25 protein-coding genes are annotated in these 24,443 nt (G+C 75.6%); 13 read left to right on the top strand and 12 right to left on the bottom strand.

Annotation, left to right across the window (positions count from 1 at the left end):
- The first annotated feature begins 138 nt into the window (after window positions 1–138).
- On the top strand, window positions 139–822 hold the full coding sequence (locus ACZ7IF_RS05465; RefSeq protein WP_470963511.1) for an ABC transporter ATP-binding protein: 684 nt from the start codon (window positions 139–141) through the stop codon (window positions 820–822).
- On the opposite strand, the gene ACZ7IF_RS05470 is transcribed toward ACZ7IF_RS05465, so the two are convergent.
- Complete coding sequence (locus tag ACZ7IF_RS05470; RefSeq protein ID WP_470963393.1) at window positions 716–1,180, bottom strand: STAS domain-containing protein; 465 nt, start codon at window positions 1,178–1,180, stop codon at window positions 716–718. The two genes, ACZ7IF_RS05465 and ACZ7IF_RS05470, sit on opposite strands and share 107 nt — an antisense overlap.
- A 63-nt stretch (window positions 1,181–1,243) precedes the next feature.
- Here ACZ7IF_RS05470 and ACZ7IF_RS05475 point away from each other — a divergent pair, with 63 nt between their 5' ends.
- Window positions 1,244–2,173 (top strand): hypothetical protein, encoded by a 930-nt coding sequence (locus ACZ7IF_RS05475; protein ID WP_470963396.1) that lies wholly within the window; start codon window positions 1,244–1,246, stop codon window positions 2,171–2,173.
- A 5-nt stretch (window positions 2,174–2,178) separates the two neighbouring features.
- Here ACZ7IF_RS05475 and ACZ7IF_RS05480 read toward each other — a convergent pair whose 3' ends face one another.
- From ACZ7IF_RS05480 to ACZ7IF_RS05495, 4 genes are read right to left on the bottom strand one after another with little or no spacing between them, the layout of a single operon-like run.
- Window positions 2,179–2,334: a hypothetical protein gene (locus ACZ7IF_RS05480; RefSeq protein WP_470963517.1), complete on the bottom strand. Its 156-nt coding sequence runs from the start codon at window positions 2,332–2,334 to the stop codon at window positions 2,179–2,181.
- A 40-nt stretch (window positions 2,335–2,374) separates the two neighbouring features.
- The gene (locus tag ACZ7IF_RS05485) at window positions 2,375–3,403 is read right to left on the bottom strand and encodes a hypothetical protein (RefSeq protein ID WP_470963399.1); all 1,029 of its coding nucleotides are present in this window, start codon (window positions 3,401–3,403) and stop codon (window positions 2,375–2,377) included.
- Window positions 3,404–3,461: 58 nt separating this feature from the next.
- Window positions 3,462–3,680 carry a hypothetical protein gene (locus ACZ7IF_RS05490; protein WP_470963402.1) on the bottom strand — a complete coding sequence of 73 codons (219 nt, stop codon included), beginning with the start codon at window positions 3,678–3,680 and terminating at the stop codon, window positions 3,462–3,464.
- Between the two features lie 31 nt (window positions 3,681–3,711).
- Window positions 3,712–4,191: a hypothetical protein gene (locus ACZ7IF_RS05495; RefSeq protein WP_470963405.1), complete on the bottom strand. Its 480-nt coding sequence runs from the start codon at window positions 4,189–4,191 to the stop codon at window positions 3,712–3,714.
- Window positions 4,192–4,316: 125 nt separating this feature from the next.
- On the opposite strand from ACZ7IF_RS05495, the gene ACZ7IF_RS05500 reads away from it, so the two are divergent.
- Window positions 4,317–5,168, top strand: a complete 852-nt coding sequence (locus ACZ7IF_RS05500) for an alpha/beta fold hydrolase (RefSeq protein WP_470963408.1) — start codon at window positions 4,317–4,319, stop codon at window positions 5,166–5,168.
- Between the two features lie 4 nt (window positions 5,169–5,172).
- On the opposite strand, the gene ACZ7IF_RS05505 is transcribed toward ACZ7IF_RS05500, so the two are convergent.
- Genes ACZ7IF_RS05505 through ACZ7IF_RS05515 form a run of 3 tightly spaced genes read right to left on the bottom strand, consistent with a single transcriptional unit; the run spans window position 5,173 to window position 7,706 of the window.
- Window positions 5,173–5,910, bottom strand: a complete 738-nt coding sequence (locus tag ACZ7IF_RS05505) for a hypothetical protein (protein WP_470963411.1) — start codon at window positions 5,908–5,910, stop codon at window positions 5,173–5,175.
- A gap of 36 nt (window positions 5,911–5,946) precedes the next feature.
- On the bottom strand, window positions 5,947–6,798 hold the full coding sequence (locus tag ACZ7IF_RS05510) for an ATP-grasp domain-containing protein (protein WP_470963414.1): 852 nt from the start codon (window positions 6,796–6,798) through the stop codon (window positions 5,947–5,949).
- Window positions 6,795–7,706, bottom strand: coding sequence for an ATP-grasp domain-containing protein (locus tag ACZ7IF_RS05515; protein ID WP_470963417.1), 912 nt, complete (start codon window positions 7,704–7,706; stop codon window positions 6,795–6,797). Before ACZ7IF_RS05515 ends, ACZ7IF_RS05510 begins: the two co-directional genes overlap by 4 nt.
- Before the next feature lie 229 nt (window positions 7,707–7,935).
- On the opposite strand from ACZ7IF_RS05515, the gene ACZ7IF_RS05520 reads away from it, so the two are divergent.
- The 7 genes from ACZ7IF_RS05520 to ACZ7IF_RS05550 all read left to right on the top strand — a co-directional run bounded on the left by ACZ7IF_RS05520 (window position 7,936) and on the right by ACZ7IF_RS05550 (window position 14,686).
- Window positions 7,936–9,492, top strand: coding sequence for a sensor histidine kinase (locus tag ACZ7IF_RS05520; protein ID WP_470963420.1), 1,557 nt, complete (start codon window positions 7,936–7,938; stop codon window positions 9,490–9,492).
- The gene (locus ACZ7IF_RS05525) at window positions 9,489–9,890 is read left to right on the top strand and encodes a roadblock/LC7 domain-containing protein (protein ID WP_125820074.1); all 402 of its coding nucleotides are present in this window, start codon (window positions 9,489–9,491) and stop codon (window positions 9,888–9,890) included. Before ACZ7IF_RS05520 ends, ACZ7IF_RS05525 begins: the two co-directional genes overlap by 4 nt.
- A complete protein-coding gene (locus ACZ7IF_RS05530; RefSeq protein ID WP_125817928.1) occupies window positions 9,887–10,243 on the top strand; it encodes a DUF742 domain-containing protein in 357 nt (118 codons plus the stop codon). The genes ACZ7IF_RS05525 and ACZ7IF_RS05530 overlap by 4 nt, the downstream gene beginning before the upstream one ends.
- Window positions 10,224–10,871, top strand: coding sequence for a GTP-binding protein (locus ACZ7IF_RS05535; protein WP_470963423.1), 648 nt, complete (start codon window positions 10,224–10,226; stop codon window positions 10,869–10,871). The genes ACZ7IF_RS05530 and ACZ7IF_RS05535 overlap by 20 nt, the downstream gene beginning before the upstream one ends.
- Window positions 10,868–12,097 (top strand): cytochrome P450, encoded by a 1,230-nt coding sequence (locus ACZ7IF_RS05540; protein ID WP_470963426.1) that lies wholly within the window; start codon window positions 10,868–10,870, stop codon window positions 12,095–12,097. The genes ACZ7IF_RS05535 and ACZ7IF_RS05540 overlap by 4 nt, the downstream gene beginning before the upstream one ends.
- Window positions 12,094–13,332 carry a cytochrome P450 family protein gene (locus tag ACZ7IF_RS05545; RefSeq protein ID WP_470963429.1) on the top strand — a complete coding sequence of 413 codons (1,239 nt, stop codon included), beginning with the start codon at window positions 12,094–12,096 and terminating at the stop codon, window positions 13,330–13,332. Before ACZ7IF_RS05540 ends, ACZ7IF_RS05545 begins: the two co-directional genes overlap by 4 nt.
- A 178-nt stretch (window positions 13,333–13,510) precedes the next feature.
- The gene (locus ACZ7IF_RS05550) at window positions 13,511–14,686 is read left to right on the top strand and encodes an alpha/beta hydrolase family protein (protein WP_470963432.1); all 1,176 of its coding nucleotides are present in this window, start codon (window positions 13,511–13,513) and stop codon (window positions 14,684–14,686) included.
- 47 nt (window positions 14,687–14,733) lie between these two features.
- Here the strand turns inward: ACZ7IF_RS05550 and ACZ7IF_RS05555 are convergent, their stop codons facing one another.
- The 3 genes from ACZ7IF_RS05555 to ACZ7IF_RS05565 form a co-directional block, all read right to left on the bottom strand.
- A complete protein-coding gene (locus ACZ7IF_RS05555; protein WP_470963435.1) occupies window positions 14,734–15,465 on the bottom strand; it encodes an anti-sigma factor family protein in 732 nt (243 codons plus the stop codon).
- Complete coding sequence (locus ACZ7IF_RS05560) at window positions 15,462–16,064, bottom strand: sigma-70 family RNA polymerase sigma factor (RefSeq protein ID WP_470963438.1); 603 nt, start codon at window positions 16,062–16,064, stop codon at window positions 15,462–15,464. The genes ACZ7IF_RS05555 and ACZ7IF_RS05560 overlap by 4 nt, the downstream gene beginning before the upstream one ends.
- 83 nt (window positions 16,065–16,147) lie before the next feature.
- Window positions 16,148–17,128, bottom strand: coding sequence for a DUF1996 domain-containing protein (locus ACZ7IF_RS05565; RefSeq protein WP_470963441.1), 981 nt, complete (start codon window positions 17,126–17,128; stop codon window positions 16,148–16,150).
- A gap of 224 nt (window positions 17,129–17,352) precedes the next feature.
- Between ACZ7IF_RS05565 and ACZ7IF_RS05570 the strand changes: the two genes are divergently transcribed.
- The 3 genes from ACZ7IF_RS05570 to ACZ7IF_RS05580 all read left to right on the top strand — a co-directional run bounded on the left by ACZ7IF_RS05570 (window position 17,353) and on the right by ACZ7IF_RS05580 (window position 23,262).
- Complete coding sequence (locus ACZ7IF_RS05570; protein WP_470963444.1) at window positions 17,353–18,087, top strand: DUF1838 family protein; 735 nt, start codon at window positions 17,353–17,355, stop codon at window positions 18,085–18,087.
- Window positions 18,088–18,491: 404 nt separating this feature from the next.
- The gene (locus tag ACZ7IF_RS05575; RefSeq protein ID WP_470963514.1) at window positions 18,492–20,267 is read left to right on the top strand and encodes a S8 family peptidase; all 1,776 of its coding nucleotides are present in this window, start codon (window positions 18,492–18,494) and stop codon (window positions 20,265–20,267) included.
- 238 nt (window positions 20,268–20,505) lie between these two features.
- Window positions 20,506–23,262, top strand: coding sequence for a helix-turn-helix transcriptional regulator (locus tag ACZ7IF_RS05580; RefSeq protein ID WP_470963447.1), 2,757 nt, complete (start codon window positions 20,506–20,508; stop codon window positions 23,260–23,262).
- Between the two features lie 35 nt (window positions 23,263–23,297).
- On the opposite strand, the gene ACZ7IF_RS05585 is transcribed toward ACZ7IF_RS05580, so the two are convergent.
- Window positions 23,298–24,218, bottom strand: a complete 921-nt coding sequence (locus ACZ7IF_RS05585) for a glycoside hydrolase family 19 protein (protein ID WP_470963450.1) — start codon at window positions 24,216–24,218, stop codon at window positions 23,298–23,300.
- Window positions 24,219–24,443: the final 225 nt, after the last annotated feature.

Below are 24,443 nucleotides of genomic sequence, written 5' to 3' on the forward strand. Positions count from 1 at the left end.
ATTCGGACGCGAAGGTAGCGAACGGCGCAGGCCGAGGGGGAGCCCACCATGACGCAGCAACCGGACCGACAGCCCGCAGCGGACGGCGGGGTGGCGCAGAACACGGACCCCGCCGGGCGCGCGGATGCCGTGGCGCCCATGATGGCGGTGCGCGACCTGCGCAGGAGCTTCGGCACCGGGGCGAACGCCGTACACGCCCTGCGCGGGGTCTCGTTCGAGGCGCGGCGCGGCGAACTCACCGCGCTCAAGGGCCGGTCGGGCTCCGGCAAGACCACCCTGCTCAACCTGGTCGGCGGCCTCGACACCCCGAGCGGCGGCACCGTCGAACTCGACGGCACCGACCTCTCCACCCTCGACGAGAACGGCCTGCTCGCACTGCGCCGCGACCGGATCGGATTCGTGTTCCAGTCGTTCGGACTGATCCCGGTGCTCACCGCCGCCGAGAACGTCGGCGTACCGATGCGCATGCGCAAGGTCCCCGCCCAGCAGCGCGAGGAACGCGTCCGCACCCTGCTGGCCCTGGTCGGCCTGGCCGAACACGCCGGACAGCGCCCCGGGGAGCTCTCCGGCGGTCAGCAGCAGCGCGTCGCCCTGGCCCGCGCGCTCGCCAACGAACCCGCCCTGATCATCGCCGACGAACCCACCGGCCAGCTGGACTCCGAGACGGGCCGCTCCATCATGCGGCTGCTGCGCGCGGTCGTCCGCAGCGAGGGCGTCACGGCCCTGGTCGCCACCCACGATCCGCAGCTGATGGAACTCGCCGACCGGGTGGTCGAGTTGCGCGACGGCCGGGTCGTCGAGCCGGCCGGGGCGGACCGCTGACCGGCGGCAGCGGGGCCCTTACCCGGTCCCAGAGGTCCAGCAGCAGACGCACCGGCCGCGAGGCGGCGGCCAGCTCCCAGCGGCGGCCGCCGCGGGACCACCGCTCCAGGACGTCGAGCAGGGCCGAGTCGCAGAAGCCGACCTCCGCCGCGTCGAGGACGAGGCGGCGGGCGCCGAGGGCGGCGGCCCCGTCGAGGAGGACGCGCAGCGGGGCACAGCTGTAGTGGTCGAACTCCCCGGCCAGGCTGACGGAGAGGACCCCGTCGCGGACCGTGGAGCGGATGCGGGGGAGCGGCGGGCCGTTCACGCCCCCTCCAACGGGCCGCGCCCGGGAGGGGAACCGGCGGCTCGGCGCCATTCACCCGCGTGGCCGTGGGGCGCGGGCGCCCCGGGCGGGCGGCCATGGCGGACAGTGGGGCGCGTGGATGACGATGCGGAACTGGATCTGGACGAGATCGTCGACGCGCTGTACGTGCCCCACCCGGCCGGGTTCACCGCCGCGCGGGACGAGGCCGCGGCGCGGGTGAGGCGGGCCGGGGACCCGGCGGCGGCGAAGCGGATCGCGGCACTGCGGCGGCCGACGCTCGCCGCCTGGGCGTCGAACGCGCTGGTGCGGGCGAAACCCGACGAGACGCAGCAGTTCCTCCAGCTCGGACAGACCCTGCGGGCCGCCCACCGGTCCCTGGACGGGGAGCGGCTGCGGGACCTGTCGCACCAGCAGCACGTGGTGATCGGGGCCCTCGCCCGGGAGGCCGCCCGGCTGGCCGAGGAGGCGGGGACCCCGGTCTCGGAGACGGTGGTGCGGGAGCTGGAGGGGATCCTGCACGCCGTCCTCGCCGATCCGGACGCGGCCCGGGAATGGGCCTCGGGCCGGCTCGTACGGGCCCCCGCGCCGGTGTCGGAGTTCCCGGCGGTCGACCCGGACGCGGCGCCGCCGCCCCCCGGCCCGGCGGCGCGCCCCGGACCGGAACCGGAACCCGGGCCGGAACCCGGGTCGGAACCCGGGCCGGCCGCGTCCGAGCCGGCCGCGCCCGAGCCCGTCGACCCCGTCCGCGCGGCCCGGCTCGCCGCGGCCCGCGCCGCCGCCGAGGACGCGGCGTGGGCCGTCTCCGCCCGCGAGGAGGAGCTGCGCGTGGCGGAGGAGGCCCGGCAGCACGCCGTGGCCCGCGCGGCCGACGCCGACGCCGCCGTCGAGCGGCTGCTGGGGGAGGCCGACCAGGCGCGGGCCGCGCGGGACGTGGCGTACGCGGCGGTGTCCGAGGCGGAGGCCCGCCACCGCGAGGCCGACCGGGCGGCCCGAGCGGCCCGCCTCGCGGCGGCGTCCGCCCAACGCCGCCTGCGCCGGCTGTAGGCCGGCTACTGCATCGGCTGCGTGTGGGGATGCCTGTCGTGCCGTGACGGATCTCCGGGGCGTGGGTGCAGCCGGGTCGCCGTGCGCGCCGGCGGGGCGGGTTCCGGGAAGACGGCGGCGACGTCGACCGGCCGGGGCGGGGTGGTGCGGGTGATCTTCATGAGCCGATGCTGCCTGGCAGCCTCGGACCACGGACACCCCCTAGGGGGCCCGCTGCCCCCTCGGCCCGGGCGGGGCCGGCGCCGGGGGCGGGGCCTGGGCCGGGAGGCCGGCGCGCGGGGCCGCGCGGCCCGCCACCGGCATCAGCTGGCCGGTCGCCGCGAGGGCGAGGCGGGAGAACAGGGTGCCCGAGAAGCCGAACAGGAGGGCGATCGCCAGTGAGATCGGCCGGGCGGGCGCGCCCCAGGAGTTGTCCAGGAACACCTGGCCCAGCAGGTTCAGCTCGGGGTCGGCGAGCATCCGCACCAGCAGCAGCCCGCCGGGCGCGGCCAGCGCTCCGCCGACCGGCGCCAGCACGAGGACGCCCCAGGAGGCGGGCCGCTGCGCGCGCATCACGCCGATCAGCGGCGACAGGAACCCGCCCAGCCCCCCGAGGAGCAGCGACAGCCGGTGGTCGAGCACCAGGCCGATCAGCAGTACCGCGCCGAGGCCGGTCAGGGCCAGCCACAGGGCGATCCGCTGGAGCTCGTACTCCCGCTCGAACGCGTCGTCCTCCTGCCAGGACAGCTGCTCGGTGACGGCGATCAGCAGTGCCCGCTCGGCGGCGGGGTCGCCGGGGTGCGCGGCGAGTTCCGCGGCGAGGGAGCCGTGCGCCGGGTCGTGGTCCGAGGCGAGCCGCAGCCGCAGGGCGCGGACGCGCAGGGCGATCTCCTCCGGGCCCTCCAGCCGCAGCAGCTGGCTCTCGGCCTCGTGCAGCACCCGCCAGGCGGAGGCGAGTTTGGACAGCGGGATGGCGACCACCCAGCGCCGGGGGAGCAGCCGCCAGGCCACCTGGCCGTTCCTCTCCAGCCGGTCCAGCCGGTCGGTGACCGCCTTGAGCGCGGCCGACCCCTGGGCCGGCCCGGCCGCGCACACGTCGATCCGGGCGCGGCAGTCGTGGATGCGCGCCTGGAGCAGGCGGTAGCGGGGAGCGGCGATCAGTCCCCGGCTGGTGATGTACACCACCACCAGGTAGCAGCCGCAGACCAGCCACAGCGCCCAGCGACCCTCCCGGACGAGGTACTCCGTCACGCCATCCCCCCTTCGGCGCCCGGCCGTTGCCCACGGCCGCCGGCCCAGGGGCATCTTCCTACGCGCGGCCGGGCGCTGTCAGGGTTTCCGGCCCGGCGGGCACGTGGAGTTCGAACGGCTCCCGTGTCAGCGGCACCGGGAGCGAGGGACGCGCGGCAGCGGCTTCGGCCACCCGGGCATCGGGAGCGTCCAGCAGGGCGCGCAGGTCCGCGGGTGCCGGCGCCGGGTGCGCGGCGGCACGGATCCGGGCCTTCACGTCGGCCAGGCAGCCGTGCAACAGGAGGTCACCCCGGCCCTGCTGGGCGGCCTCACGCGCACAGCGCGATGAGGTCCACGATGCCCTCGGCGTAGGCCGCCGACACCGAACCGGGCCGGCCCGCCCGGCCGCCGCGCAGCAGCGGCAGGCCGGCCCGGACGTGGGCGGCGCACTGGCCGTAGAGCCCCGCCTCGTACGGGGTCCCGTCGTCCTCCGAGTTCAGCAGCGCCAGCAGTGTCCACAGCAGGGCCTCGCGGGTCGCCAGCCGGGGCGGGCCGGCCGACCAGACGGCCATCAGCACCGCACAGGCAGCCGGGGCCGGGGGCCACAGCCGCGACCGGGCGAACACGTGCCCCTCCAGCGCGTGGTAGGCCGCCGGGTGCCCCTCGGCCGCGTCCCACAGGGTGCCCTCCAGATGCCCGGCCGTGCGGCCGCAGCCGCAGACGACGGACTCCCAGTCGTACCGCGCGATGGTCTCCAGCACGGCTCCGGGCACCAGCGGGCTGGTGCGCGGCTGTTCCTTCCCTCTCATGAGGCCCAAGTATGGGAGCGGGGCACGGGCCCGGTCGAGTGGCGGCGCGCCGGCGCCGGCCGTCCCGCCCGTGCGGCCGGGGAAACCCGCTTGACCTGCCGGAAAGCGGCTGACAGGGTCCGGCCGTGATCACCTTCCCCGCGTACGACGGAACCCGCCTCGCCTGCCACGTCCGGGGCGGTGGGACCCCGCTGGTCTGCCTCCCCGGCGGCCCCATGCAGGACTCCGCCTACCTCGCCGGACTCGACGGTCTCCTCCCGCACCGCCGCCTGGTCCGGCTCGACCTCCGCGGCACGGGCTCCTCGGCCACCCCCGACGACCCGGCCGGCTACCGCTGCGACCGGCTCGTCGACGACGTGGAGGCCCTGCGCGAGCACCTCGGCCTGGAGACGGTCGACCTGCTCGCCCACTCCGCCGGCGCCAACCTGGCCGCCCTGTACGCCGCCCGCCACCCCGGACGCGTCGGCCGGCTGCTGCTGGTCACGCCCAGCGTCTTCGCCGTCGGCATCCCCGTCACCGGGGACGACCGGCTGGAGACCGCCCGGCTGCGCGCCGCCGAGCCCTGGTTCGGCCCGGCGTACGCGGCCCTGGAGGAACTCGTCGCGGGACGGGCCGCGGCCGGCACCTTCGAGGCCATCGCCCCCTTCTGGTACGGCCGCTGGGACGAGGCGGCCCGCGCCCACCGGGCCGCCGAGGCGGGCCAGAAGAACCAGGAGGCCGCCGCCGCGTACGGGGCCGAGGGCGCCTTCGACCCGGAGGCCACCCGCGAGGCCCTCGCCGGGCTCGCCGCCCCGGTGCTGCTGCTCGCCGGCGAGGCCGACCTGGCGGCCCCGCCGCGCGCGATGGCCGCGTACGCCGCCCTGTTCCCGGACGCCGCCCTCACCGTCCAGCCGGGCGCGGGCCACTTCCCGTGGCTCGACGACCCGGCGGCCTTCACCGGCGCGGTCGCCACGTTCTTGGGTCAGGCCGTGTCCTGAGTGCCTAAGGCGTGTCCGACGGCTCCCAGGTCGCCGTCAGCCCGTCGAGCCACGAGGGCGGCAGCTCGGCGGCGTCCCACTCCTCGCGCAGCGCCGACGGCGACGCGGCGAGCCGTTCCAGTACGGCGAGGCTCGTGGGGGAGTGCAGCAGGGAGTAGCGGCCGTGGAGGGTGATGGCGCTGCCCGGGCCGTACCGCGCGTACAGCCGGGTCAGGTGGGGGCGGTGGGCCGCGGCGAACTGCGTGAGGCGGCCCGCGTACCCGGCCCGCTGCCTGGGGCTCATCGTCCCGAGGACGGCGGTGAGCACCTGCTCGGAGACCTCCGGGTCGAGGTCGGAGACGGTGCTGAAGGACAGGTAGAGCGGCGTCACCGCCACCTTGGCCCGCTCGACCTCCATCCGGCGGACGGGCGGCCAGGCACCGGGGGAGTCCTCCGACGGCCCGGCGCCGACGGCCCGGCCCAGGGCGCGTTCGGCGATCCCGCCGAGTTCGTCGGTGAGGGCACGGGCGCCGTCGAGCCAGCCCGACTCGTAGGGTTCGCCCTTCCCGGCGGGAGCCGTCCTCGCGGCGTCCTCGGTCTCCCGGTGGGCGGCGGCGAGCACGCCGGCCTCGACGAGCCCGATCAGCTCCTCGGCGGAACCGGAGGGAACCCCCGCCCGGCCGAGGAGCTGGACGATCGTCGTCCTCGCGTTGTGGAGGCTGGCCGGGTCCAGCCGCTGCGGGTCTTCGTCGGCGGGGTGCATGGAATCCTCGTCGTCATGGGTCGCGCCGATGCGAGTCTACGCACACCGCCCCCCGGACCGGCCGTCCTCCGCCCGACCGCTCCGGCACCGCCCCGGCGGCTGTCCGGCGCGGCGCAGGGCCAGGGCCGCGAGGGCTTCCGGGGCGCCGGACTGGCCGCGGATGCCCGGGAAGGCGTTGACGTCGACGATGAGGGGCCGGCCGCCGTCCGTGGCGATGACGTCCACGCCGTACACGTCCAGGGCGAAGACGGCGCCCACCTTCAGGGCCAGTTCGGCCCAGCCGTCGGGCAGCGGCCCGAAGGGGCGGGCCGGCTCCTTCTCCCCGGCGGCGAGTTCGGAACGCCGCAGGCCCGCGAAGACCCGGTCGCCGATCACGTACAGCTTGTGGTCCCAGCCGTTGTTGGGGGCGAACGGCTGCACCACGACCGGCTCCCGCTCCCAGCCCGCGGCGGCCAGCGCCCGCAGCCCCTCGGGGCCGTCGACGCGGGCGACCAGGTCGTGCTTGCGGCTGAGCCGGCTCTTGACCACCACCGGCCGGCCGGGCCGCGCCGACGCCTCCAGCCCGGCGAGCGAGGCATAGGTGCGGGTGGCGGCGAAGGGGAGTCCGGCCCGCAATGCCAGCTCGGCCATGCCGGTGCGGTCCTGGCAGCGCCCGGTGGCCGCCGCCGAGTTCAGTACGGGCGCCCCGCGCCGTTCCAGATCCCCGGCCAGGGCCAGGGCCGAGGGGGTCCGCGCCTTCAGCAGGTACACGTCGGCCGGCGCCCCGGCCGCCGCGGCGGTTCCGGCCGCCGGGTCCAGTACCCGTACCTCGTGCTCGGCCGCGAGCAGCGCGGCGGTGGCCGCCATCAGCGGGTGCCCGGCGTCCGGGGTGATCAGGCCGATCCTCACGCGCCGTCCCCCGCCCCGGCCGCCGCCTGCGCGGGAACGGCCACCGGCCGGGCGTGGGGACGGGCGGGCGGGAGGGGCGCGGCGGCCGGGCGCCGGCCGCCCGAGCGGGCCAGGTCCAGTACGGCGCGCGCGACCCGCGCGGCCGCGTCCGGCACCTGGCGGAAACTCGGGAAGTCGTTCACGTCGACCACGACGGGCCCGTCGGGACCCAGCAGCACGTCGACGCCGTACAGGTCCAGCCCGTACACCTCGCCCACCCGGGCGGCGATCCGCGCCACCTCGGCCGGCAGCCGCACCCGGCGCTCGCGTACGGGGGCGTCCGGGTGCAGGGGGGAGCGGCGCTCGGTGGCGTACAGCTCCCCGCCGACGCAGTACACCTTGAGGTCGGTGCCGGAGTTCGGGACGTAGGGCTGCGCGATGAGCATGCCCTCGCCGGCGAGCTCGGGCAGCAGCGCGGCGAGCCGGTCGGGCGAGGGCACCAGGTGCACGCCCCGCCCGGAGCTGCCGTCGGCGGGCTTGACCACGAGCGGGTACGCGCCGTCCGGTACGCCCGCCAGGAGTTCGGGCCGGGCGAGGGCGTAGGTGGGCGGCAGCGGCAGCCCCCGGGCACTGCCGAGGGCGGCGGCCAGCGCCTTGTCCCGTACCCCGCGGATGGACCGGGCGTCGTTGACGGTGGTCGTGCCGGCGGCGGCCGCGGCTTCCAGCAGGGTGAGCCCGGGGCCGCCGGACACCGTCTTGAGCACCCAGGCGTCGTGCGCGCCGGCCCGGACCAGGCCGTCCATGCGCAGCAGGGAGCCGCCCGGGCGGACCACGTCCACCTGGTGGCCCCAGGCGGTCAGTTGCCGGACGACTTCGTTGGGCATGCCGTCGTGGCGGTAGTGCTCCTCCACCAGGAAGCAGAGCCTCATGGACCTTCCCCGTTTTCCCCGGACGTCCGCCGATTCCGTCCGGCGAGTGGTGACGTCACAGGATGCCATGGCATAGCCCCGAAACCGCTCCAGAAGGAGCCTAAATGGGCACTACTCAACGTAATGTTTATCAAGACCTTTCCTAAACGATCACCAATCCTCTTATAGTTGTGCCCCGTTGCCACAGGAACCTTCTCTTCCATTTACGCCCGGTTTGAGGCCTTGATTGATGACGGCGTCGCCCTCCCCCCTCCGCCCCTCCGCGCTCGCCCTGCTGGTCACGGCAGCGGCCGCGGGTGCTCTGTCCACGGCGGCGGTGGCCGCGGCCCCGTCGGCCGTCCAAACCCCCCTCGCCTGGTTCTCCTTCTCCGGCTCGCTGCTGCTCGCCGTCGCCGCCGGCGCCGTCACCTGGTGGGCGCGCACCGCCCGGGAGCTGCGCGGCCGCCTCTCCCACCTGGCCGGCGAACTCTCCGTCCGTGACGCCTGCATCGCCCGGCTGACGGCCGACGGGGCCCGCGACACGGCGGCCCGCACCGCCGACCACACCCGGCTCACCAGGGACCACGCCGCCGAGGTGGAGCACCTGACGACGGCCCACGCGGCCGAACTGCACCACCTCACCACCGCCCACGCCGCCGAACTGGACCGGCTCACCGCCGCCCAGCAGGCCACCCGCGAGCGGCTCGGCGAGGAGCTGCGCCGCGCCCGGTCGGGCCGGGCCGCCGCCATGGCCGCCGCCGCCAACGCGGCCGGCCGGATGCAGGCCCTCGCCACCGGAATGCTGGCCGACCTGCGGGAGATGGAGCACAAGCACGCCGACGAGGAGGTCCTCGGCGACCTGCTCCACCTCGACCACCGCACCGCCCAGGCCGGCCGCCTCGCCGACTCCATCGCCGTCCTCACCGGAGCCCGCTCCGGCCGCCGCTGGGCCAGGCCCATCGTCATGGAGTCCATCCTGCGCGGCGCCATGGGCCGCATCGGCGGCTACCAGCGGGTCCGGCTGCACTCCACCAGCGAGGCCGCCGTCGCCGGGCACGCCGCCGAGGGCGTCATGCACGCCCTCGCCGAACTCCTCGACAACGCCGCCAACTTCTCGCCGCCCACCGCCGAGGTCCACGTCTACGTGGAGGAGGTGCCGGCCGGGGTCATCATCACCGTCGAGGACAGCGGCCTCGTCATGAGCGAGGTCCAGCTGCGCCGCGCCGAACGGGCCGTGACCGCCGAGTCCCTGGACCTCGCCGGGCTCTCCGGGACCCGCCTCGGCCTCGCCGTCGTCGGCCGCCTCGCCCGCAAGCACGCCCTGACCGTCTCCTTCCGCCCCTCCGCGCGCGGCGGCACCGGCGCGCTGATGATGATCCCGGAAGAGCTGATCAGCCACGCCCCGGCCGAACCCGTGCCCGCCCCGGCCCTCCTGACGGCCCCCGTGCCCGCCCCGGCCCCCGCCACCGCCCGGGCGGCCGTACCGGCGCAGCGGACCGAGGCCGAGCCCGTCCACGACACCCCCGTAGACTCCGGGGAGTCCGAGACCACCGGCCGGAACCCGGTGCTCGGCGAGAGCGGACTGCCCCAGCGGCGGCGCGGCCGGACCCTGGCAGCCGCCCAGTCCGAGCTCGGGCCCGCGACCGACGCCGCGAGCGCGGCGGCCCGTACCCCGGCCGCCCCCGGCGGCGCGTCCCGGTCCGCCGCCCGCTTCGGCAGCTTCCGCCAAGCCGTACGCGGCAACCCGGCCCCGGCGCCGCAGCAGCCCACGAACCCCCCGCACCCGGAAGGCAACGACACCCCATGACCGGCCCCACCACCGACGAGACGCTCAGCTGGCTCCTGGAAGGACTCCTGGAGCGCACCCCCGGCGCCCGGCACGCCCTCGTGCTCTCCCGCGACGGCCTCAAGCTGTGCCGCACCCCCGAGCTGTCCGTCGACCAGGCCGACCAGCTCGCCGCGATCTCCGCCGGCATCCAGAGCCTGTCCCACGGGGCGTCCATCGAGTTCGGCGACGGCACCGGCGGAGTGCGCTCCGCCATGGCCGAGTTCTACGGCGGGATCCTCTTCATCGTCGAGGCCGGCGAGGGCGCGCACCTCGCGCTCGTCGCCGCCGAGGACGCCGACGCGGGCCTCGTCGGCCACAACATGTCCGAGCTGGTGGAGCAGCTGAGCGAGCATCTGATCGCCAGGCCCCGGGGATGAGCCGCGTCAGGCCGGGCCGGGACGACTCCCCGGACCGGCTGTACACCCTCACCGGCGGCCGCAGCAGCTCCGGGAGCGACGCCTTCGACCTGGTGACCCTGATCGTCGCCGAGTGCGACCCGGTCCCCGGCATCCAGTCCGAGCACGCGGCGATCCTGCGGATGTGCCGCTACCCGACCGCCGTCGTGGAGGTCGCGGCCGAACTGGGCCTGCCCGTCTCGATCGTACGGATCCTCCTGGCCGACCTCCTCGCAGCCGGGCGCATCAGCGCCCGGCACCCGCGCGTCACGACGTACCGCCTTCCCGACCCCGACATCCTGGAGCAGGTGCTCGTTGGACTCCGCAACCTCTGACCCGGGCGAGCCCCGGCAGAACCTCAGCAGCACCGCCGACAACGGCCTCAAGATCGTGATCGTGGGCGGCTTCGGCGTCGGCAAGACCACCATGGTCCGCTCGGTCAGCGAGATCCGCCCGCTGAACACCGAGGAGACGATGACCAAGGCGGGCGAGAGCGTCGACCACACCGACGGCATCGGCGCCAAGACCGCCACCACCGTCGCCTTCGACTTCGGCCGGATCACCCTCGACGCCCACAACGTGCTCTACCTGTTCGGCGCCCCCGGCCAGGAGCGGTTCTGGTTCCTGTGGGACCGGCTGTTCTCCGGCACCCTCGGCGCGGTCGTCCTCGTCGACACCCGCCGCCTCGCGGACTCCTGGTACGCCATCGACCGCCTCGAACACCACGGCACGCCGTTCGTCGTCGCCTGCAACGACTTCGGCGGGCCCGCCCACACCCCCGAGCAGATCCGCACCGCCCTCGACCTCCCCTCCGAGGTGCCCCTGCTGTTCTGCGACGCACGCTCCCGCGAATCCAGCAAGCAGGTGCTCATCTCGCTCGTCGAGCACCTCCGGCACCTCCACAGCCACCGTCCCGACCAGCCGGCCGTCGTCCCGCACCCCATCCCGGAGCCCACCCCGTGACCACCCCCGAGCCGCAGCCCGTCTACCTCGGCGGCCCCCGCTTCCAGAGCGACCCCGCCGAGCTGTACCGGGAGATGCGCCGCGACCACGGCTCCGTCGCCCCGGTCGTCCTCGACGGGGACGTGCCGGCCTGGCTGGTCCTCGGCTACCGCGAACTGCACCAGGTCACCAGCGACCCCCAGCTCTTCTCCCGCGACTCCGACCTGTGGAACCAGTGGGACCGCATCCCGGCCGACTGGCCGCTGCTCCCGATGATCGGCCGCAAGCAGCCGTCCATCCTCTACACCGTCGGCGAACGCCACCGCGAGCGCGCCGCCGTCATCTCCGACGCGCTGGAATCCGTCGACCCCTTCGAACTCAAGGGCCACGCCGAGCGCTTCGCCGACGAGCTGATCGACGGTCTCTGCGGCAGGGGCAGCTGCGACATCGTCGGCGAGTACGCCATGCTGCTGCCGCTGCGCGTCCTCGCCCGCGTCTACGGGTTCTCCGACGAGCAGGGACCCGGCCTCGTCACCGCCATGAACGACATGATCAACGGCCGGGAGGGCGCCCTCGACGGCCAGCGCCACCTCGCCGAGTCCATGTACGCGCTCCTCGCCGCCAAGGCCGCCGCCCCCGGCCACGACGTCGCCTCCCGGATGCTGGCCAACACCGCCGGGTTCACCGTCGACGAGATCGCCCAGGACCTGATGGTGATGATGGCCGCGGGCCACCAGCCCACCGCCGACTGGATCGGCAACTCGCTGCGCCTGATGCTCACCGACGACCGCTTCGCCGCCTCCCTGGCGGGCGGCCGGCACAGCGTCGGAGAGGCCATGAACGAAGTGCTCTGGGAGGACACCCCCACGCAGAACGTCGCCGGCCGCTGGACCACCCGGGACACCCACCTCGGCGGCCGGCGCATCGGCCGCGGCGACCTGGTCCTGCTGGGCCTGGCAGCCGCCAACGGGGACCCGCACGTACGCACCGACGCGGGCGCCCTCACCGGCGGCAACAACGCCTTCTTCTCCTTCGGCCACGGGGAGCACCGCTGCCCCTTCCCGGCCCAGGAGGTCGCCGAGGCCATCGCCCGGACCGGTATCGAGGTCCTCCTCGACCGGCTCCCCGACGTCGACCTCGCCGGGCCCGCCGCCGAACTCACCCGGCGCCCCTCGCCCTGGCTGCGCGGCCTCACCGCCCTCCCCGTGACCTACACCCCGACCCCCGCGCTTGGAGCCACCCCGTGACCTGCCCGATCGACCACACCGGCCCCGCCCCCCTCACCCTCGACCCCTTCGTCACCGACCTCGACGCCGAGAGCGCCGCACTGCGCGCCGCCGGCCCGCTGGCCCGTGTCGTCCTCCCCGGCGGCGTCGCCGTGTACGCCGTCACGCACCACGCCGAGGCCCGCAAGCTCCTCACCGACCCCCGGGTGGTCAAGGACATCAACGTGTGGGGCGCCTGGCAGCGCGGCGAGATCCCCCTGGACTGGCCGCTCATAGGCCTCGCCAACCCCGGCCGCTCCATGCTGACCGTCGACGGCGACGAGCACCGCCGGCTGCGCACCCTCGTGGCACAGGCCCTGACCGCCCGCCGGGTGGAGAAGCTGCGCGCCGGCATCGAGGCACTCACGACCCGGTCGCTCGACGAGCTGGCCGCCCTTCCCGCCGGCGAGACGGTCGACCTGAAGGCGCACTTCGCCTACCCGCTGCCGATGAACGTCATCAGCGAGCTGATGGGCGTCGACGCCGCCGAACACCCGCGCCTCAAGGCCCTCTTCGAGAAGTTCTTCTCCACGCAGACCCTCCCCGAGGAGGTCCCCCAGATGATGGCGGACCTCGGCGCGCTCTTCTCCCGGATCGTGGAGTCCAGGCGGGCCGACCCCGGCGACGACCTCACCAGCGCGCTGATCGCCGCCTCCGAGGACGGCGACCACCTCAGCACCGAGGAGATCACCAACACCCTCCAGCTGATGGTCGCCGCCGGACACGAGACCACCATCAGCCTGATCGTCAACGCCGTCGTCGCCCTGGAGACCCACCCCGAGCAGCGGGCCCTCGTCCTGAAGGGGGAGGTCCCCTGGGAGAACGTCATCGAGGAGACCTTGCGCTGGTCCACCCCCACCTCGCACGTACTGATCCGTTTCGCCACCGAGGACATCGAGGTCGGGGACCGGATCCTCCCGGCGGGCGAGGGCCTGATCGTCTCCTTCGGCGCGCTCGGCCGCGACGAGGCCCAGCACGGCGAGGACGCGGGGGAGTTCGACGTCACCCGCACCCCCAACCGGCACATCGCCTTCGGCCACGGCCCCCACGTCTGCCCCGGCGCGGCGCTCTCCCGCCTGGAGGCCCTCGTGGCCCTCCCGGCCCTGTACGCACGCTTCCCCGGCCTCGGCCTGGCCGTCACCCGCGAGGAGCTGCGCAACAAGCCGGTGCTCACCCAGAACGACCTGCACGACCTCCCGGTGCGGCTGCACGCGTAGCGGACCCGCCCGTTCGACGGGACACCCGGGGCCTGGGGCGGACGCTCCCGGGCTCCCCCAACTCCCGTGCAGTGAAGGCCCGTACTACTTGCGGAGCATCGGACTGCGACCAGGGGGTGACGCCGGATCAGCCTGGGAGGCGACGAGGCGCCCGCACGGCACGCCTAGCGTTGATCACATGAAGATCCGACGCCGTGCCGCGGCCGCCGCGGCCTTGAGCGCACTCCTGCTCGCCGTCCCGCTGACGGCGGCCTCCACGGCCTCCGCCGCCCCCTCGGCAGCCGCCGGGACCCACACGACCGCGGGCCCCGAACTGCCCGCGCCCACCGGACGGTTCGCGGTCGGCCAGGAGGACCTCCACCTGACCGACCGCAGCCGGACCGACCCCTGGGCGCACACCGGCCCCCGCGAGCTGATGGTCACCCTGCGCTATCCGGCGCAGGGCGGCACCGGCCGCGCCCCCGCGCCGTACCTGAGCACCGAGGAAGCGCGGCTGATCCTGGCCGACAAGCGCCTCGACCAGCTGATCGACCCCGCCGTCTTCGCCGCCACCCGGTCCCACGCCCGGGCCGGCGCCCGGCCCGTCCAGGGCCGCTACCCGCTGATCGTGCTGTCGCCCGGCTTCACCGTGCCCCGCGCCACCGTCAGCTCGCTCGCCGAGGACCTGGCCTCCCGGGGCTATGTGGTGGCCGCCGTGGACCACGCCTACGAGAGCGCCGCCACCGCCTTCCCCGGCGGCCGGATCCTGACCTGCCTGGCCTGCGACCAGTCCCAGGGCCCGGGCGGCCACGCGGCCGTCGCGAAGGTCCGCGCCGAGGACGTCTCCTTCCTCCTGGACCGCCTCACCGGCCGCCACCCGGCCTGGCGCCACGCCGGGCTCATCGACCAGCGCCGCATCGCCATGGCGGGCCACTCCATGGGCGGCTCCGCGGCCCTGCCGGCCATGGCCGCCGACCAGCGGATCCGCGCGGGCTTCGACATGGACGGGGGCCTGCCCGATCCCCTTCCGGCCGCCGGGACCGGCGGCCGCCCCTTCATGCTGTTCGGCTCCGCCGCCAGCGTGCCCGGGAGCCCGGCGAACGGCGACTGGTCGAAGGCCTGGCCGCACCTCGACGGCTGGAAGCGCTGGATCACCGTCGAGGGCACCGACCACTTCGGTCCCACCGACTTCCCCGCCATCCGCGACCAGCTCGGCCTGCCCCACCCCGAGGCGCCGCTGTCCGGCTCCCGCACCATCGAGCTGACCCGGACCTACGCGGCCGCCTTCTTCGACCAGCACCTCAAGGGGCAGCCCAGGCCGGTCCTGGACGGCCCCCGCGCGGACACTCCCGAGGTCCGCTTCCACAACCCGTGAGAAGCCGGTACGGGGACCCGCGCGGGTCCCCGTACCGCACCCGGCGGCTACACCGGGACGGACACGAAGGTCCGGCCCGCCTCGTTCACCACCAGGACCTCCTTGACGTCCGAGGGGTCCACGGCCGCGGAGCCGTCCAGGGCCGCGCCCTTCCCCTCGCCGTGCTCCGCCGTGCCCACCACCCAGCCGCCGGCCGTGGAACGCGTACCGTCCCGGGAGACCACCACCAGCCGGCACCGCTCGCCCGCCGGCACCCCGGTCACCGCCGCGTGCAGCCGCACCCACTTGGCGGCCGGCGTCAGCTGTACGGTCATCCGCGCGCCCGTACCCGCGTCCGTCGCGGAGGCCACCCGGGTCCCCGCCACCGGCGGCGAGGGCACCGCGGACACGGTCGGCGACGGCGGCGGGGGCAGCGCCCCGGTGTTCCCGTCGTCCGCGCCCACCCGGGCCCCGGCCCAGAACACGGCCGCCAGCGAGGCCGCCGCCGCCAGGCCCACCACACCGGCCCGCCACCGCGCGGCCGCCGCCCGCTCCCCGCGCACCTGCCGCAGGGTCCGCTGGAGCATCAGGTCCCCGCCCTGCGGGGGCCCGTCGAGGAAGGCCTCCTCGGGCACCTCCCCGAGCACCCTCTCCATCTCACGCAACGCGGCCACCTCCTCCCGGCACCGCACGCAGTCGCCGAGGTGCCCCTCGACGCGCCGTACCTCCTCCTCGTCCAGGACGCCGAGCACGTACGGGCCGAGCAGTTCCACTTCCTCCTCGTGCCGCTGCCGGTTCACGCCACCACCTCCCGCAGTCCGCCGGGCTGCTGGGGCGGCCGGCCGGTTCCTTTCCTCCTCGCGCCGTCACCGGCGCCGTCCCCGAACACCTCGCGCAGGGCCTTCAGCGCGTAGTGCGAGCGCGACTTGACCGTGCCCGCCGGGATGCCGAGCCGGTCGGCGGCCTCGGCGACGCTGTGCTGGCGGTAGTACAACTCCGTCAGCACGTCCCGGTGTTCCGGCGACAGCCGGTCCAGGGCGCCGAGCACCGTCATGGTGTCCACCACCGAGTCCGCGTGGTCCCCCTCGACGGGGGGAGCGGCCGCGGAGCCGGAGACCTCCGGCGGCCGGGCGGCCTTGGCCCGGTACCGGTCGGTGATGATGTTGCGGGTCACGGTGAGCAGCCAGCCGCGCACCGAGCCCTTCCCGTTGACCAGGACCTCGGAATGCCGCCAGGCCCGGATCAGCGTCTCCTGGACGACGTCCTCGGCGGCGGCCCGGTCCCCGGTCAGCCGCGTGGCGTAGGCGAGCAGCGCGTTGCCGTGCTCCTCGTACACCGCCCTGATCAGCGCCTCGTCGGTAGAGCCCCGCCGAGTGCGGGGCCACAGTGGTCCAGGCATACAGGTTCTCCGTCCGCCTCGTATCGCGTCGTGCGGTCGGAACACGCCCGTGGGGCCCCGCCGGTTCATGTGACCTGCGTCACTCACATCCGGCAGGTGCGGCCCTCGTTGAGGCAGGCGACCAGTTCCTCCATCCGCCCGTCGGTCATCACGTCCACGAACATCGCGTGGTCCGTCCTCGGGCTGTGCCGCTGCTCCGGGAAGGAGTCGAGGGCGATCGGCACCTCCGGCGGCACCGCGTAGGCCAGCGAGAGCCGCAGCTCGGGCACCGGGAACATGCCCTGGGGGCACACCCCCTGGGCGGAGGGGAACACGAGGTGGGAGCGGTGGTCGGCGGCCGCCGTGTCCAGCCCGTTCCAGCAGGAGGGGAAGACGAGCGTACGGGTCACCAGATCGCCGGCCGGGCAGAGCGGATAGCTCGTCGTGGACCGGCCGGGGGAGCCCGAACAGCCCCACCGGGCCCGGACGGCGGCGTCCGTCGCGGCCGTGTACGCCACGGCGTCCCCCGTCATCGCGCGCAGGAAGCGGGGCATCGCCACCACCTTGCCGACCGGACTGCCCCGGAACTCCACCCGCACCGAGGCCTCGGGCAGGATCTCACCCGTGTTGCCGTGCCCGGCGGCACCCTCGTGCGCGCGTCCGCCCGGCCGGTCGGTGCGCCGCAGGACCGGCCAGTAGTACGTGGAACGGTCGCCGCCGGCGCAGCTCGTGGCGGCCGCGGCCAGCGAGGCGTCGGTGGACAGGGCGTCCGTGGACAGGTTGCCCACGTACGCGTGGGTGTGGTGGGCGCCGGCCCGCAGCCCCGGCGAGACCACCAGGTTGTCCTCGTTCCAGTGGCCCTCCTCGTTGCGCCCGCAGTCCACCGTCACCGTGCCCGCCGAGGCGTCCGGTCCGGCGGGCGGCGGGGCGGGGCCGGGCGGGACGCCGGCGATGTCCACGCGGTCCCCGGCGGCGGAGGCGTGGCGCGGGCCGGCCGCCCGGGAGGCGCCCAGCACGGCGGCGGCCAGCCCGGCGCCCAGCACCAGGCAGACGAGCAGCGCAAGCAGGCGGTTTCCGTTCCCCATGACGGTCACGGTCGCCGCTGCCGCGCCGGACCGTCAACCGGGCGTCCGCACGAGGGAGCGTCCGGGATTTCGTAGGTGTGGGGCCGGGCGCCGACGGGAGCCGCGTCCCCGGGGACGGCCGCACGCGCGCGCCGCGTCCACACGGCCCGAACAGGCCCGGTGCGGTGCGAGTATGGCCCGTCCGGTGCTTGTCCGGCCGCGGGCCCGCCCCCGAGAGTTCTCGTATGACACCGGAAGAGCTCCTGCACGCCTTCGCCCGCACCCGCGCCTCCCTCGACGGCGGGGACACGGTCTTCTGGTGGACCGGCGACATCCACTCCTGGGCCCCCGGCGAGCCCTACCGCCGCCTCTTCGGCTTCGAGGGCCTCAACGCCGCCCGGCTGGAGGCCGACGAGGAGGGCGGCGGCTACCGGATGCTCTCCCGCGAGGCCGCCTTCTACCTCGACCCCGCCACGCGGGAGGTCCTGGAGACCTGGCAGGGGAAGCCCGTGGTGCACGTCTGGAACGATCCGGCCAACCAGCGGTGGCGGCCCTTCCCCGTCCCGCGCACCGAACTGGGCGACCAGGTCTGCTTCAGCCTGGAGATCCCCCTCGCCTACCCCTCCCCGCTGCCGGTCGCCGACTACCCGCTGAACTCCGCCGACGACACCTACCGGGCCCTGGAGCTCTTCCAGTTCTTCACCTCCGCCGCCGCCCTCGCCGGTGACGCCCCGAGCGTCCCCGCCACCATGTCCTGGACCCGGATGTCCCCCTGGCTGCCCTGGATGGAGCAGGGCCAGCGCCCCGGCGGCCTCACCTTCCACTGCCGGGGCGTGAAGCTCGCCTCCTACGCCGAGGTGCCCGAGCGCACCCGCGCGTACATCGCCGCCCGCCACCCGGAGTTCGCCCGCGCCCCGGAGAAGTGGGCCGAGCCCAACGAGTCCAGCTGGACGTACTTCCGCAAGCTCAACCCGCGCTGAGCCGGCAGATCCCGCCGACCCCCGGTAACCCCCGGGCGGGGCGGGGGCCCCACAGGGTCCGGACAAGGGTTTTCCCCGTATCGGGTTCACCCCCGCGTTGCCTACTGTCTGCCCACCGGCGATCTTCCGCGCCCCGGGCGGCCCCGCACCAACCCCACATGGTGTGAAGCGACCGCGGACGCGCTGATCGCCGGGGTACGCCGTCGCCCTGCCCCGCCGTTGCGGCCGGGCGACGTGGCGCGCGGCGGCGGCCGGGGCGGGTTCGACCAGCCCGTCCAGGCCCCGCTTCCGCCGGTTCCACCTCCCACACCTGCACCGACCGGCCGCTCCGGCCTGCCCGGAACCGGCCCGTAAAGGGGAACACCGTGCACGCACCCAGACGTCGGCTCATATCCGTCGTGGCCATGTCCGTCACCCTGCTCGCCGGCGCCGCCACCTCCGCGGTGGCCGTGACCCCCGCGAACGACCCGGCCGCCTCCACCCTCCCGGCCGCCGCGGCCCCCGCCGCCCCCGCCGCCGCCCCGGTCGAGAACCTGATCGTCGGCTACAAGTCCTCGGCCTCCGAGGCCAGCTCCAACGACGCGGCCGCGACCGACGCCGCCGCCAAGGGCCAGAAGGCCGGCAAGAAGGCCAAGTTCGACCGCCGTCTCGGCACCGGAGCCGCGCTCGTCAACCTCGGCGGTGCGACCGCCCCGGCCGACGCCGCGAAGGTGATGGACCAGTTCCGCGCCGACCCGGACGTCGCCTACGTCGAGCCGGACTCCCGCGCCTACGCCATGGCCACCCCGGACGACACCGAGTACGCCAAGCAGTGGGACCTCTTCGAGCCCACCGCCGGCATGAACGTGCCCGCCGCCTGGGACAAGACCACCGGCTCCGGCGTCACCGTCGCCGTCATCGACACCGGCTACGTGGCCCACTCCGACGTGGCCCCCAACGTCGTCGCCGGCTACGACTTCATCAGCAGCTCCACCGCCGCCCGTGACGGCAACGGCCGCGACAGCAACCCGGCCGACCAGGGCGACTGGAGCGCGGCCGGCGAGTGCGGCACCGGATCCAAGGCCAGCGACTCCTCCTGGCACGGCACCCACGTCGCCGGCACCATCGGCGCCGCGACCAACAACGGCAAGGGCGTCGCGGGCATCGCGTACAACGCCAAGATCCAGCCCGTCCGCGTGCTCGGCAAGTGCGGCGGCGCCACCTCGGACATCGTCGACGCCATCACCTGGGCCTCCGGCGGCACCGTCGCGGGCGTCCCGGCGAACGCCACCCCCGCCAAGGTCATCAACATGAGCCTCGGCGGCTCCGGCGCCTGCACCTCCAGCTACCAGAACGCCATCAACGCGGCCGTCGCCCGCGGCACCACCGTCGTGGTCGCCGCCGGCAACAGCAACGCGGACGCGGCCGGCTTCTCGCCCGCCAGCTGCAACAACGTGGTCAACGTGGCCGCCAGCAGCCGCTCCGGCGACCGCTCCTTCTACTCCAACTACGGCGCGATCATCGACGTCGCCGCCCCGGGCGGTGAGACCCGCCGCGCCACCGACACGCCCGGCACCGTCACCACCCCCGAGAACGGCATCCTCTCCACGCTGAACGGTGGCACCACCACCCCCGGCGCCGAGATCTACAAGCCGTACCAGGGCACCAGCATGGCCGCCCCGCACGTCGCGGGCCTCGCCGCCCTCCTCGTCGCGGCCAAGCCCTCGCTGACCCCGGCGCAGATCGAGTCGGCCATCAAGGCCAACGCCCGCCCGCTGGCCGGCACCTGCACCGGCGGCTGCGGCGCCGGCCTCGCCGACGCCACCGCGACCGTCAACGCCGTGACCTCGACCCAGCCCACCCCGGCCTTCGAGAACACCGCCGACTTCGCCATCGGCGACAACACCACGGTCGAGAGCCCCATCACCGTCACCGGTGTGACCGGCAACGCCCCGGCCGCCCTCCAGGTCGGCGTGAACATCGCGCACACCTACATCGGTGACCTCAAGGTCGACCTGGTCGCCCCCGACGGCACCGTCTACACCCTGCACAACCGGGCCGGCGGCAGCACGGACAACATCAACCAGACCTACACCGTCAACGCCTCCTCCGAGGTCGCGAACGGCACCTGGAAGCTCCGCGTGAACGACAACGCCGGCGGCGACACCGGCAAGATCGACTCCTGGAACCTCGGCTTCTGACCCCGGTCCCGCACCGGTCCCGGCGGAGCCCCCCAACTCCGTTCTGACGGACCGATGGTACGGACCAATCCAGTGCGCGGGCCTGCCGGTACCTCCCGTACCGGCAGGCCCGCGGCGCATTCCTGCCGCCTGACTGAATTCTGCGTCACAATCCGGGTCCGTCGGGGGGCTGACCTCGTATTGTCGCGTCTCACAGGAAGGGCACAGGAGCAGGGGCGCGAAAGGCTGGTGGCTGTGCGTGGCGGCGACGGGGAACGCTGACACCAACGTCGGACACGGTGCACTCATCGAGGCGGTCGACCGGGCGCTGACCACGCACGGCCGCGCCGTCCTCACCGGATGCGCCGGCTCCGGAAAGACCGAGGTGGCGCGCGCCGTCGCGGCCGCCGCCGCCCGGCGGCGCGAAACCGTCCTGCGCCTCGCCCCCGAAGCCGCCGACCGGGAGATACCCGAGGCCGCGGCCGCGGCCCTCCTCGCCTCCGTCCCCCGCACCGCCCTGGACCGCCTCGCCGGACCCCAGCGCACCGCCATCGCGCTGCTCCGCCGCGAGGCCGACGCCCCCCGCGCCGGCCGCGACCACGTCGCCCTGCGCCTGGCCGTCGTCGAAGTGCTCCGCAGCCTCGCCGCCCCCGGCCCCGTCCTGCTCGTCCTCGACAACGCCCAGTGGCTCGACCCCGAGAGCACCGACCTGCTCCGCTTCGTCCTGCGCCTGACCCCGCCGCGCGTCCGGGTCCTCGCCGCCGAATGCGTCCAGGCCGCACCCGTCGCCGAATCCCTCTGCGGCCCCGGCACCCCCGTCGTCCACGTCCCCGCGCTCGGCGCCGACGAGGTCGCCGAACTGCTGCTGCGCCACGGCCTGCCCGCCCGCCTCGCCGGCCGCATCCACCAGGCCAGCGGCGGCAACCCGCGCCTCGCCCTCGCCCTCGGCCACTCCCTCGCCGAAGCCGCCGCCGGCCAGGGCGGCGGCGCCCACCACGCCGACACCCTGCCCCTCACCGGCCAGGCCCGCGAGGTCGCCCGCCGGCTCCTCGCCGCCGCCCCCGGCCGGACCCGCCCCACCCTGCTGCTCGCCGCCCTCGCCGCCCGCCCCACCACCGCCCTGCTGCGCCGGGCAGGACGCCGCGACGCCGAGGCGGAACTCGCGCAGGCCGAACGGGCCGCACTGGTCACCGTCGCCGAGGACGGCACCGTCGCCTTCACCGCCGGCGCCCTGCCCGCCGCCCTGGCCGCCGACGCCGGCTGGCCCGAGCGGGCCGCCGGGCACGCCGCGCTCGCCGCCGCCGTGGACGACCCCGTCCAGGCCGTACGCCACCGCGCGCTCGCCGTCGACACCCCCGACGCGGAGCTGGCCGCCGAGATCACCCGGGCCGCCGACGCCTGCCGCCGCCGGGGCCAGCGGGCCCTGGCCGCCGAGCTCGGGCTGCTCGCCGCCGAACGCACCCCCGCCGCCTTCCCCCAGCAGGAGCTCGCCCGCCTCGTCTGCGCCGCCGAGGACGCCGGCTGGGCCGGCCGCGCCGACCTCGCCCGCCGCGCCACCCGCGCCGTCCTCGCCCGCGACGCCTCGCCCGCCCAGCGGGTCCGGGCCCGGCTCGCGGTGATCGACGCCGCCGGGCAGGCCCTGGCCGACCTCGACGAGACCATCGCCCACGCCGTCGCCGACGCCGCCGGCGACCCCTCCCTGCAAGCCGCCGTCCAGCTGCGGATCGCCTGGAAGCACAACATCGGCGACGGCGACCCCGTCCGCGCCCGCGACGCCGCCGCCGAGGCCGGAGCGCTCGCGAAGGCCGGGGGGGACCAGGTCGCCGAAGCCATGGCCCTGACCGTCCGGGCCCGGATGGGCCGCATCCTCGGCGACCCCGACGCCGAGGACATCCTGGCCGAGGCCCTCGCCCTGCCCGCCCCCGAGGTCCCCCTCGGCATGCGCAACGCCCCCCAGTTCCTCGCCGTCCGCCACGCCCTCTTCGACGACCGGCTCCCCGACGCCCGCCGCCAGCTCCTCGTCCTGCTGCCCGCCGTCCAGCGCACCGGCTCCGCCGAGGACGTCTTCGAGGTGCTGCGCAGCATGACCGAGGCCGAACTGCGCCGCGGCCACTGCGTACGCGGCGCCCTCCACGCCCGCCGCGCCCTGGAGCTCACCATCGAGGCGGGCCTCTCACCCGGTCCGGCCTGGTACGTGGCCGCCACCGCCGAGGCCGCCGGCGGCAGCTTCGCCCGCGCCGCCGCGTACGCCCGCCGGGGCATCCGGGCCTCCGAGGAGGAGGGCGACCAGGTCTTCCTGTCCCGGGGGCTGTACGCGCTCGGCACCGTGGAACTCGCCACCGGGGAGGCCGCGAAGGCGGTCGCCACCCTGAGCCGGGTCGCCGCCCTGGAGGAGGCCCAGCAGGTGGTGGACCCCTCCGTCCTGCGCTGGCACGGGGAGCTCGCCGAGGCGCTGGTCGCCGCCGACGCGCCCGGCGAGGCCGCCGAGCTGCTGGACCGGTTCACCCCGGTCGCCCGTTCCCTCGGCCGGGCCACCGTGCTCGCGGCCCTGGACCGGGCCCGCGGGCTGTGCCTGTCCGCGCGGGGCGAGCCGGAGCCGGCCGTCGCCCTGCTGGAGGCCACCGCCGAGCGGTTCGGCGCCTTCGGACTGCCCCTCGAACACGGCCGTACCCTGCTCGCGCTGGCCCGCGTGGAACGCCGGCGCCGCCGCCGCGCCCCCGCCCGCGCCGCCCTGCGGGCCGCCGCCGAACTGTTCGAGGCCGCCGGGGCCGGGCCCTGGCTGGACCTGGCCCGGGAGAACACGCCCGAGAGCTGCGGTCCGCACCCCGGGGTGGCGGCCCTGACCGAGGCGGAGGCCCGGCTCGCCCTCCTGGTCGCCGGGGGAGCCAGCAACCAGGAGGCGGCGGCGAAGCTCTTCCTGAGCGTCAAGACGGTGGAGGCCCGGCTCACCCGGATCTACCAGAAGCTCGACGTCCGCTCCCGCGCCCAGCTGGCCACCGCGCTGCGCGGCCAGTGAGCCGGGCCGGCCGGTGAGCCGGGCCCTCCGCGCCGTCAGCAGCTCAGGTCGTTCCCCGGAGTGACGCCCAGCAGCTGGGTGAAGCTCTGGTACTTGCTCACCCGGCTCTGCACCTGCGCCGGGTTCCCGCCGTTGCACTCCAGGGCCCCGTTGATGGAGCGGATCGTCTCGCCGAAGCCCGCCCCGTTGACCATGGCCGCGTGCGCGGTCATCGTGCCGGGGCCGTTCTGGGTGTTCCAGTACCAGAGCGCCGTCTTCATCGCGACGGCCGGGTCCTGCTCCACCAGGTAGGGGTTGGCGAGCAGGTTGATGCCGAGGGCGTCGCCCGCCGCCTTGTAGTTGAAGTTCCAGCTGAGCTGGATGGGGCCGCGGCCGTAGTACGCGGCCTGGCCGGCGGGACAGCCGTAGGGCTGGGAAGCGTCGCAGTAGTGCGGGTAGTTGGCGGTGTTCTGCTCCACTATGTACACCAGGCCGCCCGTCTCGTGGGAGACGTTCGCGAGGAAGGCGGCCGCCTCGCGCCGCTTGACGGTGTCGTCTCCGGTGTTGGCGAAGCCGGGGTACGCGGAGAGCGCCGCCACCAGGCCGTTGTAGGTGTAGAAGGGGTTCCGGTTCGGGAACATCTGGTTGAACTGGGCCTCGCTGACCACGAAGCCGGACGGGTTGCCGGTGCCCGGGTCGGGGTCCTGGCCCCCGCCGCCGCAGGCGCCCTGGTCCGACCAGACGCCCCACTGGCCGGTGGTGCCGGGCGTCTCGCCCTGGGTCCACCACTTGGCCTGCCAGTTGTGGCCGCCGTACGAGGCGCTCGCGCCGCCCGTGTAGACGGCGGAGGAGCTCCAGGCCCCGGCGCAGGCGGGGGCCGCGGCGGCGGGGGAGGCGGGCAGGGCGACGGCCAGGCCGAGGGTCGCGGCGGCCGCCGCGGCGAGGGAGAGGGCGCGGCGGCGAAGCGTGGGTATCACGTAACTGCTCCTGGAGTGGGGGGAATCGTCGCGGGAATGGGGGGGCGACGACTACCGCCACTGAACCGATAGTGGTCTGGACCTGTCAAGGTCTAGACCAAATCCTTTGCCTGCGGGCCCGGAACGTGCCGGAGGGGGGGGGGGGGGGGGGGGGGGGGGGGGGGGGGGGGGGGGGGGGGGGGGGGGGGGGGGGGGAGGGGGGGGGGGGGGGGGGGGGGGGGGGGG

Source organism: Streptomyces sp. NPDC037421, assembly GCF_055602105.1.

Bases quoted from the DNA above. Each gene is read 5' to 3' on its own strand.
- ACZ7IF_RS05465 (WP_470963511.1), top strand. From the start codon at position 139: ATGATGGCGGTGCGCGACCTGCGCAGGAGCTTCGGCACCGGGGCGAAC.
- ACZ7IF_RS05470 (WP_470963393.1), bottom strand. From the start codon at position 1,180: ATGGCGCCGAGCCGCCGGTTCCCCTCCCGGGCGCGGCCCGTTGGAGGG.
- ACZ7IF_RS05480 (WP_470963517.1), bottom strand. From the start codon at position 2,334: ATGAAGATCACCCGCACCACCCCGCCCCGGCCGGTCGACGTCGCCGCC.
- ACZ7IF_RS05495 (WP_470963405.1), bottom strand. From the start codon at position 4,191: ATGAGAGGGAAGGAACAGCCGCGCACCAGCCCGCTGGTGCCCGGAGCC.
- ACZ7IF_RS05505 (WP_470963411.1), bottom strand. From the start codon at position 5,910: ATGCACCCCGCCGACGAAGACCCGCAGCGGCTGGACCCGGCCAGCCTC.
- ACZ7IF_RS05515 (WP_470963417.1), bottom strand. From the start codon at position 7,706: ATGAGGCTCTGCTTCCTGGTGGAGGAGCACTACCGCCACGACGGCATG.
- ACZ7IF_RS05520 (WP_470963420.1), top strand. From the start codon at position 7,936: ATGACGGCGTCGCCCTCCCCCCTCCGCCCCTCCGCGCTCGCCCTGCTG.
- ACZ7IF_RS05525 (WP_125820074.1), top strand. From the start codon at position 9,489: ATGACCGGCCCCACCACCGACGAGACGCTCAGCTGGCTCCTGGAAGGA.
- ACZ7IF_RS05530 (WP_125817928.1), top strand. From the start codon at position 9,887: ATGAGCCGCGTCAGGCCGGGCCGGGACGACTCCCCGGACCGGCTGTAC.
- ACZ7IF_RS05550 (WP_470963432.1), top strand. From the start codon at position 13,511: ATGAAGATCCGACGCCGTGCCGCGGCCGCCGCGGCCTTGAGCGCACTC.
- ACZ7IF_RS05560 (WP_470963438.1), bottom strand. From the start codon at position 16,064: ATGCCTGGACCACTGTGGCCCCGCACTCGGCGGGGCTCTACCGACGAG.
- ACZ7IF_RS05565 (WP_470963441.1), bottom strand. From the start codon at position 17,128: ATGGGGAACGGAAACCGCCTGCTTGCGCTGCTCGTCTGCCTGGTGCTG.
- ACZ7IF_RS05570 (WP_470963444.1), top strand. From the start codon at position 17,353: ATGACACCGGAAGAGCTCCTGCACGCCTTCGCCCGCACCCGCGCCTCC.
- ACZ7IF_RS05575 (WP_470963514.1), top strand. From the start codon at position 18,492: ATGTCCGTCACCCTGCTCGCCGGCGCCGCCACCTCCGCGGTGGCCGTG.